The organism is Marmoricola sp. RAF53 (assembly GCF_052114005.1).
Classification (GTDB): Bacteria; Actinomycetota; Actinomycetes; order Propionibacteriales; family Nocardioidaceae; genus Marmoricola.
Genome location: NZ_JBFRDX010000005.1, coordinates 173792 through 190382, shown reverse-complemented (window position 1 = coordinate 190382; position 16591 = coordinate 173792). Strand labels below are relative to the sequence as shown.

16 protein-coding genes are annotated in these 16591 nt (G+C 71.2%); 11 read left to right on the top strand and 5 right to left on the bottom strand.

Annotated elements, in window-relative coordinates; genetic code table 11:
• Window positions 1–116: 116 nt before the first annotated feature.
• Window positions 117–2783 (top strand): pyruvate, phosphate dikinase, encoded by a 2667-nt coding sequence (gene ppdK / locus AB4Y76_RS06355; protein WP_441923287.1) that lies wholly within the window; start codon window positions 117–119, stop codon window positions 2781–2783.
• A gap of 13 nt (window positions 2784–2796) precedes the next feature.
• Here ppdK and AB4Y76_RS06350 read toward each other — a convergent pair whose 3' ends face one another.
• Window positions 2797–3474, bottom strand: a complete 678-nt coding sequence (locus AB4Y76_RS06350) for a CatB-related O-acetyltransferase (protein WP_441923285.1) — start codon at window positions 3472–3474, stop codon at window positions 2797–2799.
• A 93-nt stretch (window positions 3475–3567) separates the two neighbouring features.
• On the opposite strand from AB4Y76_RS06350, the gene AB4Y76_RS06345 reads away from it, so the two are divergent.
• The 6 genes from AB4Y76_RS06345 to AB4Y76_RS06320 are packed head-to-tail and all read left to right on the top strand — an operon-like array spanning window position 3568 to window position 10740.
• Complete coding sequence (locus tag AB4Y76_RS06345) at window positions 3568–3810, top strand: phosphopantetheine-binding protein (protein ID WP_441923283.1); 243 nt, start codon at window positions 3568–3570, stop codon at window positions 3808–3810.
• Window positions 3811–3838: 28 nt separating this feature from the next.
• Complete coding sequence (locus AB4Y76_RS06340) at window positions 3839–5149, top strand: lipopolysaccharide biosynthesis protein (RefSeq protein ID WP_441923281.1); 1311 nt, start codon at window positions 3839–3841, stop codon at window positions 5147–5149.
• Between the two features lie 40 nt (window positions 5150–5189).
• Window positions 5190–6902 carry an ABC-F family ATP-binding cassette domain-containing protein gene (locus AB4Y76_RS06335; protein WP_441923279.1) on the top strand — a complete coding sequence of 571 codons (1713 nt, stop codon included), beginning with the start codon at window positions 5190–5192 and terminating at the stop codon, window positions 6900–6902.
• On the top strand, window positions 6899–8128 hold the full coding sequence (locus AB4Y76_RS06330; protein WP_441923277.1) for an MFS transporter: 1230 nt from the start codon (window positions 6899–6901) through the stop codon (window positions 8126–8128). Before AB4Y76_RS06335 ends, AB4Y76_RS06330 begins: the two co-directional genes overlap by 4 nt.
• Window position 8129: 1 nt before the next feature.
• Window positions 8130–9137 (top strand): NAD-dependent epimerase/dehydratase family protein, encoded by a 1008-nt coding sequence (locus AB4Y76_RS06325; protein WP_441923275.1) that lies wholly within the window; start codon window positions 8130–8132, stop codon window positions 9135–9137.
• A gap of 28 nt (window positions 9138–9165) precedes the next feature.
• Window positions 9166–10740, top strand: a complete 1575-nt coding sequence (locus tag AB4Y76_RS06320) for a long-chain-fatty-acid--CoA ligase (protein WP_441923273.1) — start codon at window positions 9166–9168, stop codon at window positions 10738–10740.
• 25 nt (window positions 10741–10765) lie between these two features.
• Here AB4Y76_RS06320 and AB4Y76_RS06315 read toward each other — a convergent pair whose 3' ends face one another.
• Both AB4Y76_RS06315 and AB4Y76_RS06310 read right to left on the bottom strand, forming a co-directional pair.
• Complete coding sequence (locus AB4Y76_RS06315; RefSeq protein ID WP_441923271.1) at window positions 10766–11029, bottom strand: hypothetical protein; 264 nt, start codon at window positions 11027–11029, stop codon at window positions 10766–10768.
• Between the two features lie 118 nt (window positions 11030–11147).
• Window positions 11148–12458: a citrate synthase gene (locus AB4Y76_RS06310; RefSeq protein ID WP_441923269.1), complete on the bottom strand. Its 1311-nt coding sequence runs from the start codon at window positions 12456–12458 to the stop codon at window positions 11148–11150.
• Window positions 12459–12749: 291 nt separating this feature from the next.
• On the opposite strand from AB4Y76_RS06310, the gene rplM reads away from it, so the two are divergent.
• The 4 genes from rplM to AB4Y76_RS06290 are packed head-to-tail and all read left to right on the top strand — an operon-like array spanning window position 12750 to window position 15509.
• On the top strand, window positions 12750–13193 hold the full coding sequence (gene rplM / locus AB4Y76_RS06305; RefSeq protein WP_441923267.1) for a 50S ribosomal protein L13: 444 nt from the start codon (window positions 12750–12752) through the stop codon (window positions 13191–13193).
• Window positions 13194–13214: 21 nt separating this feature from the next.
• On the top strand, window positions 13215–13724 hold the full coding sequence (gene rpsI / locus AB4Y76_RS06300) for a 30S ribosomal protein S9 (protein ID WP_441923265.1): 510 nt from the start codon (window positions 13215–13217) through the stop codon (window positions 13722–13724).
• Window positions 13725–13741: 17 nt separating this feature from the next.
• On the top strand, window positions 13742–15088 hold the full coding sequence (gene glmM / locus AB4Y76_RS06295; RefSeq protein ID WP_441923263.1) for a phosphoglucosamine mutase: 1347 nt from the start codon (window positions 13742–13744) through the stop codon (window positions 15086–15088).
• A gap of 10 nt (window positions 15089–15098) precedes the next feature.
• The gene (locus AB4Y76_RS06290) at window positions 15099–15509 is read left to right on the top strand and encodes a hypothetical protein (RefSeq protein ID WP_441923261.1); all 411 of its coding nucleotides are present in this window, start codon (window positions 15099–15101) and stop codon (window positions 15507–15509) included.
• 26 nt (window positions 15510–15535) lie between these two features.
• On the opposite strand, the gene AB4Y76_RS06285 is transcribed toward AB4Y76_RS06290, so the two are convergent.
• The gene (locus tag AB4Y76_RS06285) at window positions 15536–15952 is read right to left on the bottom strand and encodes a hypothetical protein (protein WP_441923259.1); all 417 of its coding nucleotides are present in this window, start codon (window positions 15950–15952) and stop codon (window positions 15536–15538) included.
• Window positions 15949–16566, bottom strand: a complete 618-nt coding sequence (locus tag AB4Y76_RS06280) for a DUF6461 domain-containing protein (protein ID WP_441923257.1) — start codon at window positions 16564–16566, stop codon at window positions 15949–15951. Before AB4Y76_RS06280 ends, AB4Y76_RS06285 begins: the two co-directional genes overlap by 4 nt.
• Window positions 16567–16591: the final 25 nt, after the last annotated feature.

The following is a 16591-nucleotide window of genomic DNA, read 5'->3' as shown; positions in this document are numbered from 1 at the left end:
GCACCCTGGGAGCGAGCCGAGGATCTGCCGCCGACCCTGACAGGCCCGTAGTCCGGTCCGGAGTCGGGCCCTCCGGCCCCTCGCGCTGAGCCGTGGACCCGGGCATGATCACGAGCATGACGGCTTTCGTCCACGACTTCGCCGACGGGGACAAGGACCAGAAGGACCTGCTCGGCGGCAAGGGCGCGAACCTTGCGGAGATGACCAACCTCGGGCTGCCGGTGCCGCCCGGCTTCATCATCGACACCGAAGCCTGCCGGGCCTACCTGTCCGTCGGGACGGTGCCCGCCGGGCTCGCCGAGGAGATCGGGGTGCACCTGGCCGCCCTTGAGCAACGGATGGGCAAGCGGCTGGGCGATCCCGACGACCCGCTGCTGGTCGCGGTCCGCTCCGGCGCGAAGTTCTCGATGCCCGGGATGATGGAGACGGTGCTCAACGTCGGCCTCAACGACGACTCGGTGCACGGGCTGGCCGCCAGCTCGGGTGACGAGCGGTTCGCCTGGGACTCCTACCGGCGGCTGCTGCAGATGTTCGGTTCGACGGTGCTCGGCATCGACTCGGCGGTCTTCGGCAAGGTGCTCGACGGGCTCAAGGCCGACCGCGGGGCGCACGTCGACACCGACCTCACGACCGCTGACCTGCGGGAGCTGGTCGCCGCCTTCCAGGAGCTGGTCGAGCAGCACTCCGGCCAGCCCTTCCCGCAGGACCCGCGCGAACAGCTCGACCGCGCAGTCGCGGCGGTCTTCGACTCCTGGAACACCGACCGTGCCCGCCTGTACCGCCGCCAGGACCGGATCCCCGACGACCTCGGCACCGCGGTCACCGTGATCGCGATGGTCTTCGGCAACTGCGGTGCCGGGTCCGGGACCGGGGTCGCCTTCACCCGCGACCCGGCGACCGGCGCCCACGGCGTGTACGGCGACTACCTGGAGAACGCGCAGGGCGAGGATGTCGTCGCCGGCATCCGCAACACGCTGCCGCTGGCCGATCTGGAACGCCTCGACCCGACCTCGTACGCCGAGCTGCTGCGGATCATGGCGGTGCTCGAGGAGCACTACCGGGACATGTGCGACATCGAGTTCACCATCGAGCGCGGCAAGCTCTGGATGCTGCAGACCCGGGTCGGCAAGCGCACCCCGGAGGCGGCCTTCCGGATCGCCCGCACGCTGGTCGAGCAGGGCGTGATCGACGCCGACGAGGCACTGCAGCGGGTCACCGGCGCCCAGCTCGCGCAGCTGATGTTCCCGCGGTTCGACGCCGCCGGCGTGCACGACCTGCTGACCACCGGGATGGGGGCCTCCCCGGGTGCCGCGGTCGGGAAGGCGGTCTTCGACTCCGCCACCGCGGTGGCGTGGGCGGCACGCGGCGAGGACGTGGTCCTGGTCCGCAAGGAGACCAACCCCGACGACCTGCACGGCATGGTCGCAGCCGCCGGCATCCTGACCAGCCACGGCGGCAAGACCTCGCACGCGGCGGTGGTCGCCCGAGGCATGGGGCGCACCTGCGTCTGCGGGGCCGAGGCGCTGGACGTGGATGCGTCGGCCCGCCAGTTCACCGTCCGTGACGGCCGGACGGTGCACGAGGGGGACCTGATCTCCGTCGACGGCACGACCGGGGAGGTGTTCCTCGGCGCGGTCGAGGTGAGTCCGTCGCTGATCGTGCGCCACTTCGAGGGCGAGCTGCCGGCCGACGCCGACAACCTCGTGGCCGCGGTCTCGGAGGCGATGACCCGGGCCGACGCGGCGCGACGGATGCGGGTGCGCGCCAACGCCGACACCGCGGAGGACGCGGCCCGGGCGCGCCGCTTCGGGGCCGAGGGCATCGGCCTGTGCCGCACCGAGCACATGTTCCTGGGCGACCGCCGGCAGCTGGTGGAGGACCTGATCGTCGCCGAGAGCACCGCGGGCCAGCAGGCGGCGCTGGAGGCGCTGCTGCCGCTCCAGCGCCAGGACTTCACCGAGATCCTGGAGGCGATGGACGGGTTCCCGGTCACCATCCGGCTGATCGACCCGCCGTTGCACGAGTTCCTCCCCAACCTCACCGAGCTCTCGGTGAAGGTGGCGCTGGCCGAGTCCCGTGGCGCTGTCGACGAGCACGACCGGGTCCTCCTCGACCACGTGCGCCGGCTGCACGAGCAGAACCCGATGCTCGGTCTGCGCGGAGTCCGACTGGGCATCCTGATCCCCGGTCTGTTCGAGATGCAGGCCCGGGCGATCCTGGAGGCGGCCGCCGACCGCCGCGACGCGGGCGGCGACCCGCAGCCGGAGATCATGATCCCGCTGGTCGCCAGCGTCCGCGAGTTCGAGATGGTGCAGCGTCACATCCTGACCGTGGCCGAGGAGGTGACCGCGGAACGCGGGGAGGTGGGCTACCGGCTCGGCACCATGATCGAGCTCCCGCGGGCGGCCGTGCTCGCCGACCGGATCGCCCGCTCGGCGGAGTTCTTCTCCTTCGGCACCAACGACCTGACCCAGATGACCTGGGGCTTCTCCCGAGACGACGTCGAGGCCTCGTTCTTCGCGACCTACCTCGACAACGGCATCTTCGACGTCTCGCCGTTCGAGTCCCTGGACACCCTCGGCGTGGGCGCCCTGGTCAAGATCGGCACCGAGCGCGGCCGGGCGACCCGGCCCGACCTGCACGTCGGGGTCTGCGGCGAGCACGGCGGCGATCCGGCGTCGATCCACTTCTTCGCCGAGGTCGGGCTGGACTACGTGTCGTGCTCGCCGTACCGGGTGCCGGTGGCGCGGCTGGAGGCCGGCCGCGCGGCTCTGGGCGAGTAGGTCAGGAACCCGGTCAGGAACACAGCGGGCACGACGGCGCGCCCAGCTCCGGGTCGTGCCCGGCGATGAATCCCGCGACGTCGGCGGAGTGGATCTGGTCGGCGTGCAGCCGGACCTTCTCGTCCGACCAGTCCCACCAGCGGATCCGGAGGAGCGCCTCGCGGACCGGCTCCTCGAACCGGAAGCCGGTGTGCCGTGCCGGGTTCCCGGCGACGATCTCGAACGGCTGCACGTCGCGGCGCAGCACCGTGCGGGCACCCACCACCGCACCGTCGCCGATGGTGACGCCGGAGGTGATCAGGGCTTCGAAGCCGATCCAGACGTCGCTGCCCACCACGATCGGGCCGCGGCTGAACGGCGTGCCCTCGGCGCGCACCCAGCGGCCCTCGTGGTCGAGGTGGCCGTGGAACTGGCTGACCCAGTCGTTGTAGTGCTCGCCGCCGTGCATGAAGATCGCCGTGGACTGGATGGCCGAGTAGCGGCCGACGCGGATGGGCTCGCCCTCGTCGGGTTCGACCTCGAAGGTGCGGAACCAGGGCGGGAACGGGCCGCCGCTGACGATCCGCTGGCGCTCGTCGGTGTGGTACAGGACTCCCGGTCCGCCGACCCAGGCGACGACCTTGCGCTGCACCGAGGTCTTGAGCCTTTTCGCCAGACCTGGCTTCCTGACGTCTTTGCCGGACCTCGCCATGCGCGGAGCATACACACGCTAGTCTCGGGGCCAATTGTCCTTGGTCCGACGGCCAGGACACCTCCCCGTCAGCACTGAAGAAGGTAGTTCCCCATGAGCGACAAGCGGTCCGAGGTCAACGAAGCGATCCGGGCGTTCCTCGGTCGGGCCAACAAGCTCACCGAGTTCGACGACGCCACCCCGCTCTTCGCCGACGGTCTTGCGCTGGACTCCCTGGAGACCGCCGAGCTGTCCGCGGTGCTCGAGGACGAGTTCGGCTCGGACCCGTTCAGCGCCGGCGAGTTCGCCGAGACCGTGGGCCAGATCTTCGCCTACTACGACCAGCTCGCCAGCTGATCCCGATCTCCTCTCTCGGAACAGGCCCGTGCGCCTAGTCCTCCTCAGCGGCATCTCGCGGCTCGCGACCATCGTCCCGACCGCGGTCGCCGCGATCGTGCTCACCCGGTTGATCATCGGGGAGTACGGCATCAACGCGTTCAACGGCTACTCCCTGATCCTGACCCTGCTCGTGACGCTGCCGGTGAGCTCGCTCGGCGTCGGGGCCAGCGTGACCGACCGCTACGCCGTGTCCGGCCCGGACGGTCCGGACACGGTCGCGGCGCTGCGCAGCTCCGTCCGGGTGCTGCTGCTCTCGGCGCTGGGCACAGCCCTGGCCGCGCTCGTCATCACCGCCGGCGGCTGGTGGGGTGACCTCCTCGGCAAGGGTTCGCCGACGGACTGGGCGTGCCTGGCGGCGATGCTCCTGTTCGCGGTCGCCTTCGTGCCCGGTCTCGCCGTGAACGTGCTCCTGGGGTCGAACAAGAACCACCTCGTGGTGATCGTCCAGAGCCTCAACTACCCGATGACCTTGCTGCTCATGGTCGTGCTGGTCTGGGTGGCGGGGCCGTCCGGGCTGGTGCCGGTCGTCCCGGCGATCGCCGGCGTCCTGCTCGTGCTCGTCCTGGCCTTCCTCGCCCGCCCGCACCTGGCGGTCGGCTGGATCCGCCTGCTCCGGCAGGCGCCGTTCCGCTCCCGGTTCCCGGGCGGCAAGATCTGGTCGCTGTCCGGCCCGGTCCTCATCACCCAGCTCGCGATGCCGTTCTCGCTCGCCGCCGACCGGTTCGTGCTGAGCCACGTCTCCACGGCCGGCGACCTGGCCACCTACAGCGTGGTGGTGCCGATCTGGGCCCCGGGCCTGGGCATCATCGCGGCGCTGTCCCAGCCGCTGTGGCCGATGTGGACCAAGGCCCGGGCGGAGGGCCGGTCCGGCCCGCCGCTCTCCCTGGTCCTGCTCGGCATGGCCGGCGTCGGGGCGGCGATCTCGCTCTTCCTGGCGGTCCTGACCCCCTTCGTGGTCGACCTCATCTCCGACGGCAAGGTCGACGCGGGAACCGACGTGCTCCTCGCCTCGGGCCTCTGCCTGGTCGTCGCGGGCCTGAGCTACCCGATGACGATGCGGCTGATGTACCCCGCCGGCGCCCGCGTGATGGCGGCGCTGATGCTGATCTCGGCCCCGCTCAACGTGGTCGTCTCGATCTTCCTCGCCGAGAAGATGGGCGCCTCCGGACCGCTGTTCGCGACGGCTGCCGTCGGGTTCCTCGTCGGCACGCTGCCCGCGATCGTCTTCGACCGGCTCCACGTGCGGACCGACGAGCCCGCCGAGGTCGAGACCGTGCCGACCGTCCCGGTCGCCTAAACCGTTTGGCCCCGGGAACGCGCCGGGTGAGAATGCGCCCGTGGGTCATGTCGAGGTCGCTGGGGTGCGCTACGAGCTCCCGGATGGCCGGGTGCTCCTGGACGAGGTCGCCTTCCGCGTCGGCGAGGGCGCCAAGGCCGCGCTCGTCGGGGCCAACGGCGCCGGCAAGACCACCCTGCTCCGGATCGTCACCGGGGAGCTCGCGCCGCACGCCGGGTCGGTGACCCGGACCGGGGGGCTCGGCGTGATGCGCCAGGCCGTCGGCCAGGGGCTCGGGGAGGACCCGTCGGTCGCGGACCTGCTGCTCTCGGTCTCGCCCGAGCCGGTGCGCGCCGCCGCGGCCGAGGTGGACCGCCTCGAGGTGCTGCTGATGGAGGTCGACGACGAGGCCACCCAGATGCGCTACGCCACGGCGCTCTCGGACTTCGCCGACGCCGGCGGCTACGACATCGAGGTCGTCTGGGACACCTGCTGCACCACTGCGCTCGGGGTCGGCTACGCGAAGGCGAAGTACCGGTCGCTGCGCACCCTCAGCGGCGGCGAGCAGAAGCGGCTGGTGCTGGAGTACCTGCTCGCCGGGCCGGATCAGGTGCTCCTGCTCGACGAGCCGGACAACTACCTCGACGTCCCCGGCAAGCTCTGGCTGGAGCAGCGGATCCGCGACTCCGCCAAGACGATCCTGTTCATCAGCCACGACCGCGAGCTGCTGGCGAACACCGCGACCCGGGTGATCACGGTCGAGCTGGCCCAGGGCGGGCACAGCGCGGGGAACACGACCTGGACGCACCCCGGCGGGTTCGCGTCGTACCACGAGGCACGGCGGGACCGGTTCCTGCGCTTCGAGGAGCTGCAGCGGCGCTGGGACGAGGAGCACGCCAAGCTGAAGGCGCTGGTGCTGCGCTACAAGATCAAGGCCGAGTACAACGACGGCCTGGCCGCGCAGTACAAGTCCGCGCAGACCCGGTTGCGCAAGTTCGAGGAGGCCGGGCCGCCGCAGGCGATCCCGCGCGAGCAGCAGGTGACGATGCGGCTCCAGGGCGGTCGCACCGGCAAGCGTGCGGTCGTGGCCGAGGAGCTCGAGCTGACCGGGCTGATGAAGCCGTTCGACCTCGAGGTCTGGTACGGCGAGCGCGTGGCCGTGCTCGGCTCCAACGGGTCCGGGAAGTCGCACTTCCTGCGCCTGCTCGCCGCCGGCGGCAGCGACCCCGACGTCGAGCACCGGCCGGTCGGCGACGCCGTGATCGCGCCGGTCCGGCACACCGGCAAGGTCAAGCTCGGTGCCCGTGTCCGCCCCGGCTGGTTCGTGCAGACCCACGAGCACCCCGAGCTGGTCGGCCGCACCCTGCTGGAGATCCTGCACCGCGGCGAGACCGGGCCCAGCGGCATCGGGCGCGACGGGATGGGCCGGGAGCAGGCCGCCCGGGCGCTGGACCGCTACGAGCTCGCGCACGCCTCCGAGCAGCGCTTCGAGTCGCTCTCGGGTGGTCAGCAGGCCCGCTTCCAGATCCTGCTGCTCGAGCTCTCCGGTGCGACGCTGCTGCTGCTCGACGAGCCGACCGACAACCTCGACGTCGAGTCCGCCGAGGCGCTGGAGGAGGGCCTGGAGCGCTTCGAGGGGACGGTGCTCGCGGTCACCCACGACCGCTGGTTCGCCCGTGGGTTCGACCGGTACCTGGTCTTCGGCTCGGACGGCTCGGTCTACGAGTCCGACGTCCCGGTGTGGGACGAGGGCCGGGTGCAGCGCGCCCGATGAGCACCACGACCACGGCGGGCAGCGGCGCTCGGGCGGTCCTGCGGCACCGGAACTTCCGCCTGCTCGCCACCGGCGCGGCGGTGAGCGCGCTCGGCAACGCGATCACGCCGGTCGCGCTGGCGTTCGCGGTCCTCGACCTCGGCGGGTCCGCGACCGAGCTCGGCCTGGTCGTGGCGTCCTTCGCGCTCGCCGAGGTCGTGACGACGCTGTTCGGTGGCGTCCTCGGCGACCGGGTCCCGCGCAACCTGATGATGCAGGGCTCGGCCGCCGGTGCCGCGCTCACCCAGGCGCTGATCGCGGCCAGCCTGATCGGCGGCTGGTCGTCGATCCCGCTGCTGGCGGCGGTCGGCATGGTCAACGGGGTCCTCGGGGCGCTCAGCGGGCCGTCGTCCTCGGCGCTGACGCCGCAGACCGTGCCGGCCGAGGAGCTGTCGTCCGCGGTCGCCCTACGCCGGCTGCTGCAGAACGGATCCCAGGTCCTCGGGTTCGCGTTCGCCGGTGCGCTGGTCGCCGGGTTCGGGTCCGGCTGGGCGATCGGGATCGACGCGCTCACGTTCGCGGCGGCCGCGCTCTGCTACCACTTCATCGACGTGCCGCGCGTGACCGGGACCGGCGTACGCGCGCCGATCCTCGCCGAGATGAAGGAAGGTGCCGCGGAGGTCTTCCGGCACACCTGGCTCTGGCTGCTGATCGGTCAGGCGCTGCTCTACCACCTCTTCTACGGGGGCGCCCAGGGCGTGCTCGGGCCGATCGTGGTGAAGGACTCCCTCGGCATGGCGGCGTGGGGCTGGGCACTCGGCGCGCTGATGGGCGGCTTCATGCTCGGCGGCCTGCTGAACCTGCGCTGGCGTCCGCGGCACGGCCTGCTCGTCGGCACCTTCTTCCTCTCGTTCACGGCGTTCTTCCCGCTCGCGATGGCGCTCTCCGACCAGCTCTGGGTGATCCTGCTCGGCGCCGGCCTGCACGGCTTCGGCCTGGAGGTCTTCGACCAGAACTGGGAGATCTCGATCGTCCAGAACGTGCCCGAGGACAAGCTCGCCCGGGTGTTCTCCTTCGACGTCGTCGGCTCGTTCGTGGCCCGTCCGCTCGGGCTCGCGCTGACCGGACCGATCGCGACCGCGGTCGGGTACGACACCTGGTTGGTCGTCGTCGCGTGCGTGATGGCCGGCTCGAGCCTGCTGGCACTCTTGTCGAAGGATGTGCGGCACCTGGTACGGAGGTCCTGAGATGCGCCTGCTGATCCTCGGAGGGACCCACCACGTCGGCCGGGCGGCGGTGGAGGCGGCGCTGGCGCGCGGGGACGAGGTCACCACGGTGAACCGCGGCCGGGCACGGCCCCCGGCTCCCGGCGTCGACGCGCGCACCGCCGACCGTCGTACGCCGGGAGCGCTGGCCGCCGCCCTCGGCACGGACACCTGGGACGCGGTCCTGGACACCTGGTCCTTTGAGCCGGCCGTGGTGCGGGAGAGCGCCCGGCTGCTCGCCGACCGCGCCCGCCACTACGGCTACGTCTCCAGCCGCTCGGTGTACACGTGGCCGTTCCCGTCCGGCGCGGACGAGTCCGCACCCGTGGTCGACGGCGACCCGGCCGGGACCGAACCCGGCGACTACGCGGCCGACAAGCGCGGCGGCGAGGTCGCCGTGCTGGAGTCGTTCCCCGACCGCAGCCTGATCGCCCGGGCCGGGTTGATCCTCGGCCCGTACGAGGTGGTCGGCCGGCTGCCGTGGTGGCTCGGGCGGATCGCGCGCGGCGGCCGGGTCGCCGCCCCGGGGCCACGTGAGCGGCCGCTGCAGTACGTCGACGCGCGCGACCTGGTCGGCTGGATGCTGGCCGCCGGCGAGGCCGGGACGACCGGGGTGTTCAACGCGGTCAGCGCCCCCGGGCACACCACGATCGGTGCGCTGCTCGACGCCTGCCTGGCCGCCACCGGCGCCGACGCCGAGCTCGTCTGGCTCACCCCGGCGCAGGTCGAGGCGGCGGAGGTGAGCGGCTGGACCGACCTGCCGGTCTGGGTGCCGCCGACCGGGGAGCTCGCCGGCCTCCACGACGCGGACACCTCGGCTGCCCGCGCGGCCGGGCTGCACTGCCGTCCGGTCGCCGACACCGTGGCCGACACCTGGGCGTGGCTCCAGCGCGAGGGCTGGCCCGAGCCGCCGTCGCACCGCGCCGGCGAGATCGGCCTGAGCTCCGAGCAGGAGGAGCGGTTGCTCGACGTCGTCGAACGTCGCGCCTGATCCTTGTGTCGTGTGTCACAGTTCCGCCATGGCTGCGCTGACGACCCCGATGTTCCTCGACGACCGGCTGGCCCACTGGGCCGCGACCAACCCCGACGGCGAGTGCCTGACCTACCTCGGGCGTACCTGGACCTGGCGGGAGTGGGAGGACCGGGTACGCCGCCTCGCGGGCGCGCTGCGCGGTCTCGGGATCGGGCGCGGCGACGTCGTCGGCTGCCTCGACAAGAACCACCCGGCCACCGTCGAGCTGACCCTGGCCGCCGCCTCGATCGGCGCCGCGACCGCGATCTTCAACTGGCGGCTGGCCGGCGACGAGATCGACTACGCGGTCAACGACTCCGGTGCCCGGCTGCTCCTCGTCGGGACCGAGCTGGTGCCCCTGGTCGAGAGGGTCCGCGCCGGGCTGCCGAAGGTCGAGCGGGTGATCGAGGTGACCCCGGACGGGGCCGCCGGGGACGAGTACGAGGCGCTGCTCGCGGCCGTCGAGCCGGTCGGCCGCGGCGACGACGTCGACCCCGAGGACGTCTGCCTGGTGATGTACAGCTCCGGGACCACCGGGCGCCCCAAGGGCGTGATGCTCCGCCAGCGCAACCTGATCGCGCACACCGTCAACGCCCTGGACGGCTGGTCCTTCGACGACGGGGACAAGAACCTGGTCGCGATGCCCCTCTTCCACGTCGGCGGGACCTCCTACATCCAGCAGGGCATCCACGAGGGCGTCCCGACGGTGCTGACCCGGGAGCCGGACGGGGCGTCGCTGGCCGGGGCGATCCTGCAGGGCGCCAACCGGACCTTCCTGGTGCCCGCGGTGCTGGCCCAGGTGCTGCAGAGCGGGCCGGACGCGATCGAGCTGTTCGGCGCTCTCAAGACCTACTGCTACGGCGCCGCCCCGATGCCGCTCCCGCTGCTGCGCGCGGCGATGGAGGCGTGGCCGACGACCGACTTCATCCAGGTCTACGGGCTCACCGAGGTCTGCGGCGTGATCACCCACCTGATGCCCGAGGCGCACCGCGACACCGAGCACCCCGAACGGCTGGTCAGTGCCGGCACGGTGATCCCCGGTTGCGAGGTGAAGGTCGTCGACCCGGGCACCCTGGCCGAGGTCCCGGTCGGGGAGCACGGCGAGCTCTGGTTCCGTACGCCGCAGCTGATGAAGGGCTTCCTCAACAAGCCGGAGGCGACCGAGGAGGTGATCACCGCGGACGGCTGGTTCCGCACCGGCGACATGGGCAAAGTCGACGCCGACGGCTTCGTCTACGTGCAGGACCGGCTCAAGGACATGATCATCTCCGGCGGCGAGAACATCTACAGCCCCGAGATCGAGCGCGTCCTCGCCGAGCACCCGGCCGTCATGGAGGTGGCCGTCATCGGCGTCCCGGACGACACCTGGGGCGAGAGCGTGAAGGCGGTGGTGAGCCTGAACGCCGGGACGACCGCGACCGAGGACGAGCTGATCGCCTGGTGCCGGGAGCGGCTTGCGCACTACAAGTGCCCGAAGTCCGTCGACCTGATCGGGGCGCTGCCGCGGAACCCGACCGGCAAGATCCTCAAGCGCGACCTGCGGGCGCCGTACTGGGACGGGCACGACCGGGCGGTCGTCTGAGTCCGTCCGGCACGCCGACCCGGTCTCAGTAGTGCCACTGCCCCCAGAGGGCGAGCGCGAACGAGCCGATGAAGAGGATCAGCAGCACCACGGCCAGCAGCCGGTGCGAAGGCTTGCGGCTGTCCAGGGCGGAGGCGAGGCCGATCCAGGCGCCGTCCAGGCCGGTGTAGTGGTCGATCCCCATCCGGCGGGCGTCGTGCGGGTACCGGTTCGACGGCAGGAAGTCCTCGGGCCGGATCAGCTCGATGTCGGGCTCCGGCCCGTCCGGGACGTCCTCCTGGGTGGGCACCCTCCGAGCGTAGCCCTGCCGCCGGTGGGGGAGACCGGAACGGCCGACGTCGCCGCGCAAGTGGCGGGGACGTCGGCCGTACTCACGGGTCGACCGTCAGGAAGTCATCCGGTCCGGGTCACTTCCAGCGCTCGGAGGCCGGGACGAAGTCCAGGGACCGGTCGCCGGTGTAGATCTGCTTCGGCCGGGCGATCTTCTGTTCCTTGTCCGTGGTCAGCTCGAGCCACTGGGCCAGCCAGCCCGGGGTGCGGCCGATCGCGAACAGCACGGTGAACATCTCCGGCGGGAACTGGAAGGCCTCGTAGATCAGGCCGGAGTAGAAGTCCACGTTCGGGTAGAGGCGCCGCTTGACGAAGTACTCGTCCTCGAGCGCGATCTTCTCCAGCTCCTGGGCGATCTTGAGGAGCGGGTTGACCCCGGTGACCTCGAAGACGTCGTCGCAGGCCTTCTTGATGATCTTCGCCCGTGGGTCGTAGTTCTTGTAGACCCGGTGGCCGAAGCCCATCAGCCGCTCGTTGCCGTTCTTCACGCCCTCGATGAACGCGGGGATGTTCTCCATCGAGCCGATCCGGCGGAGCATCCGCAGGACGGCCTCGTTGGCTCCGCCGTGCAGCGGGCCGTAGAGCGCGCCGACACCGGCCGCGACGGCCGAGTACGGGTCGACCTGCGAGGAGCCGACCGAGCGGACCGCGTTGGTCGAGCAGTTCTGCTCGTGGTCGGCGTGCAGGATGAACAGCACGTCGAGGGCCTTCACCAGGCGCTCGTCGGCCTCGAACCGGTGCTCGGACATCTTGAACAGCATCGAGAGGAAGTTCTCGGTGTAGCTGAGCTCGTTGTCCGGGTACACGTACGGCTTGCCCTGCGCGTGCCGGAAGGCCCAGGCGCCGAGGGTCGGCATCTTCGCGATCATCCGGACGATCTGCATGTGCCGGTTGTCCGGGTCCGAGATGTTGCCGGACTCCGGGTAGAAGGTCGACAGCGCGCCGACCGAGGCCATCAGCATGCCCATCGGGTGGGCGTCGTACCGGAAGCCCTGCATGAAGCCCTTCACGTTCTCGTGGACGAACGTGTGGTAGGTGATCTCGTGCACCCAGGCGTCGTACTGCGCCTTGGTGGGCAGCTCGCCGTGGATCAGCAGGTAGGCGACCTCGAGGAAGTTCGACTTCTCCGCGAGCTGCTCGATCGGGTAGCCCCGGTACTCCAGGATCCCCTTGTCACCGTCGATGAAGGTGACCGCGCTCTTGCAGGAAGCGGTGTTCACGAAACCGGGGTCGTAGGTCGCCAGACCCGGTTCGTCGTCGTTCAGCTTGATCTGTCCCAGGTCCGCGGCCTTGATGGTGCCGTCGGCGATCGGGATGTCGTACTCCTTGCCGGTCCGGTTGTCCCGGACCGTCAAGGTGTTGTTGTCCTTGGTGGCGTCGTCAGACACAAGGGCTCCTTCGCACTCGGTCGTGGCGCTCGTCCGGGGTGCCGGCGAGCGCAGATCCCGAGGTAAACCTATTCCCTCCCGAGACTCAGGCACCAACCCGTCTCGTTTTGACCCCCCACCGGTTCCGCCGGTAGTCTTACCGGTCGCGACTCCTGCCGCGCCACGCCCCCGCACGGGGTGGTGGTGCAGACCCGGATGACGTCAAGCCGGGCAGTGTTCGTCAGAAGCCGCAGCAGTACCGCCGTACGGGGGGCTTCCCCGGCGGCCACGAACAAGGAAAAGGCTACAAACGTGCGTACGTACAGCCCCAAGCCCGCGGACATCACGCGCGAGTGGCACGTCATCGACGCCACCGACGTCGTCCTCGGCCGGCTCGCGGTTCAGACCGCGAACCTGCTCCGCGGCAAGCACAAGACGATCTTCGCCCCCCACGTCGACACCGGTGACTTCGTGATCATCGTGAACGCCTCCAAGGTGGCGCTCTCCGGCGACAAGGCGACCAAGAAGCTGTCCTACCGCCACTCGGGTTACCCGGGCGGCCTGAGCTCCACCCCGATCGGTGAGCTCCTGGAGAAGGACGCGCGCAAGGCCATCGAGAAGGCTGTCTGGGGCATGCTCCCCAAGAACCGTCTCGGCCGCCAGATGCTGAAGAAGCTCAAGGTCTACTCCGGCCCGGAGCACCCGCACGCGGCCCAGAAGGCCACGCCGTTCGAGATCACTCAGATCTCCCAGTAAGCACCGCGAAGAGGACTTGAAGTGAGCGAGAACGTGAACGAGACCGCCGAGGTCGAGGAGACCTACGAGGTCAACGAGGAAGGCATCGCCTACTCCTCCGAGAGCTCCCCGAGCCTGGAGACCCCGGCCCGCCCGGCGACCATCGCGCCGGCCGGCGCCACCGGCCGCCGCAAGGAAGCCGTCGCCCGCGTCCGGATCGTCCCGGGCACCGGCCAGTGGACGGTCAACGGCCGGACCCTGGAGAACTACTTCCCGAACAAGCTGCACCAGCAGGTCGTGAACGAGCCCTTCACCGAGCTTCAGCTCGAGGGCCGTTTCGACGTCATCGCCCGCATCCACGGCGGTGGCATCACCGGTCAGGCGGGCGCGCTGCGCCTGGGCCTGGCCCGCTGCCTGAACTCGATCGACGTCGAGGCCAACCGCCCGACGCTGAAGAAGGCCGGCCTGCTCACCCGTGACGCCCGCGTCATCGAGCGCAAGAAGGCTGGTCTCAAGAAGGCCCGCAAGGCGCCGCAGTTCAGCAAGCGCTGATCGGCTTCCTGCCCTTTATGGCGAAGCTTTTCGGCACGGACGGGGTCCGGGGTCTGGCGAACGGTCATCTGACCGCAGAGCTGGCCCTGGACCTCTCCGTTTCCGCTGCGCACGTGCTCGTCGAGAGCGGCTCCTTCGACGGGCGCCGTCCGCTGGCGGTCGTGGGCCGCGACACCCGCATCTCCGGGCAGTTCCTGGAGGCCGCGGTGGTCGCCGGCCTGGCGTCCGCCGGGGTGGACGTGCTGCTCCTCGGCGAGCTGCCCACCCCCGGCGTCGCCTACCTGACCGGGGCGCTGGACGCCGACCTCGGCGTGATGCTCTCCGCCTCGCACAACGCGATGCCGGACAACGGCATCAAGTTCCTCTCCCGCGGCGGCGTCAAGCTCGACGACGCCATCGAGGAGGCCATCGAGGCGCGGATGGAGGAGCCCTGGGAGCGGCCCGTCGGCGGTGACGTCGGCCGGGTCACCGCCCACCCGACCGCGATCGAGGAGTACGCCGCCCACCTGGTCGGCACCGTCGGCCGCCCGCTCGCCGGCATCAAGGTCGTCCTCGACTGCGCCCACGGCGCCGCCTCTGTGGCCGGTCCGAAGGCGCTGGCCGACGCCGGCGCCGAGGTGATCGCCATCTGCGCCGAGCCCGACGGGCTCAACATCAACGACGGCTGCGGCTCGACGCACCTGGAGGTGCTCCAGCGGACCGTGGTCGCCCACGGCGCCGACGTCGGGTTCGCGCTCGACGGGGACGCCGACCGCTGCCTCGCGGTCGATGCGCAGGGCCACGTCGTCGACGGCGACCAGATCCTCGCGATCCTCGCTCTCTCGCTGCGCGAGGAGGGCCGCCTCGCCGCCGACACCGTCGTCGCCACCGTGATGTCGAACCTCGGGTTCGTGCAGGCGATGCAGGCGGCCGGGATCGTCGTACGGCAGACCGCCGTGGGCGACCGGTACGTCCTGGAGGACATGAAGACCGGCGGCTACAGCCTCGGCGGCGAGCAGTCCGGCCACGTGATCATGAGTGCCCACGCGACCACCGGCGACGGTGTCCTCACGGCGCTCCAGGTGCTCAAGCGGATGGCCGTCACCGGCCTGCCGATCGCCGCACTGGCCTCGGTGATGACCCGGCTGCCGCAGGTCCTCGTGAACGTGCCCGGCGTCGACAAGGCCCGCGCCGACAGCGACGAGGCCCTCCTCGCCGCCGTCCACGAGGCCGTCTCCGAGCTCGGCGCCGCCGGCCGCGTCCTGCTCCGCCCGTCCGGCACCGAGCCGCTGGTCCGGGTGATGGTCGAGGCCGTCACCGCCGACCAGGCCCAGGGCGTCGCCGACCGGCTCGCGGACGTGGTCCGCGAACGGCTCGCGCTGTAGCGCGTACGGGATGAACTTCTCCGACCTCGGCGGGACCCTCGTCATCGCGCTGGCCGTCGCCGCCGGAATCTTGACGCGGAGCGTTTTCGAGAGCCGGCGTCGAAGGCGCCGGTTCGACCGGGGCGTGATCACGAGCGCGTTCCGTCAGCTCGACGCCTCGGGGAAGCGGGTCGGACCCTGGCGTCGCGGCGCGACCCGTTTCGAGGGGCGCACGATCATCGTGGGCAACCACCGGCTCGACGTGATCTCGGTCGAAGATGTTGCGCCGCTGGAGGAGCCATCCATCGCATGGGTACGCCGGCCCGCGTTCCTCTTCGACATCGAGGCCCGCGCCTTCGCTCTGCAGACCACCAGGGGTCCCGTCGTGTGGGCCGTCCCGGAGCCGCAGGCCGATGCCGCGGGTGCCCGGCTCGGTCTCTGATCTGACGCCCAGGCAACCGGCCCGGGTCACTCCGGCTGGATGGCCGCCATCCAGCTGGACTTCCCGGAGACCGCGAAGACCGTCCTGGGCGTGGGTGCCGCCGGCATGTCGCTCGTGTCCACCAGGCAGAGCGTCACCTCTGCGTCCCGCGGGAGTCGCGGCACGGTCTTCACGACGGCGGAACCGGCGTCGGACTTCATCGCCTCGATGACCTCGCGGTAGGCCGCTCTGTCGGTCGCGAGCACCGGCGGCCGTCCCTCGGGCGCCAGCGCGTCGGGGATCGCCTCCTGGCAGACCGCGCGCTCGGCGCCGGTGACCTTCTGGGAGGGGGCGACCAGGAGGCGTTGCAGGACGTTGCCCGACTCGGGCAGGTCCGCGCCGCCGCAGCCGGCGGCGAGCAGGCTCAGTGCCAGCAGGACGAGGACGTGGCTCCGTCCGCTCACTCCTCGAGCTCGAACGCCAGGACGTACAGCATCTGCGGCGCCGGGTGCAGCGTGGCGTCGCTGAGGCGAGCGGCCTCCTCCTTCGTCACCCGGATCCCCGTGGCGACCTCGGCCATCGCCAGGCCCACGGACCATCCCGTGGGGGCATCGTCGTCCTCGTCGATCTCGTCCTCGAGGTCGTCCCAGACCAGGTCGAAGAGCGGACGGAGCTCGGCGGGCACGACCTCCGGGTCCTCGATGTACATGAACTCGTCCTCGTCGAAGTGCACCTCCCCGTCTCGAGCGCAACCGAAGCGAAAGTGGCCCTGGACGTTGTTGCGGACGGTTGCCGCCGCACCGCCGCCGGCGGAGAGAGCGCGGAGCGCGTCCAGGCTCGGGTCGCCGTACCCGCTCGGCTCGGCGGCGAGTACGCCGCCCGGCACCTCGGTGAACGACCAGACCGTCGCGCGGTCGTCCTCGAACGCGTCCTCCCCGCGCACCGCGCGGCCGAGGTCAGCTCCTACGGCGGCTGCGACCTCGGGAATGGTCCTCCCCGCCACGATCAGGACCGTCAGGGACTCGGTGTCCCCGAAGGCGTCGAGGACCTGGTCGTAATACTCGGGGGTCGCAGTCATGGGCGCACCCTAACCGGGCCGAGCG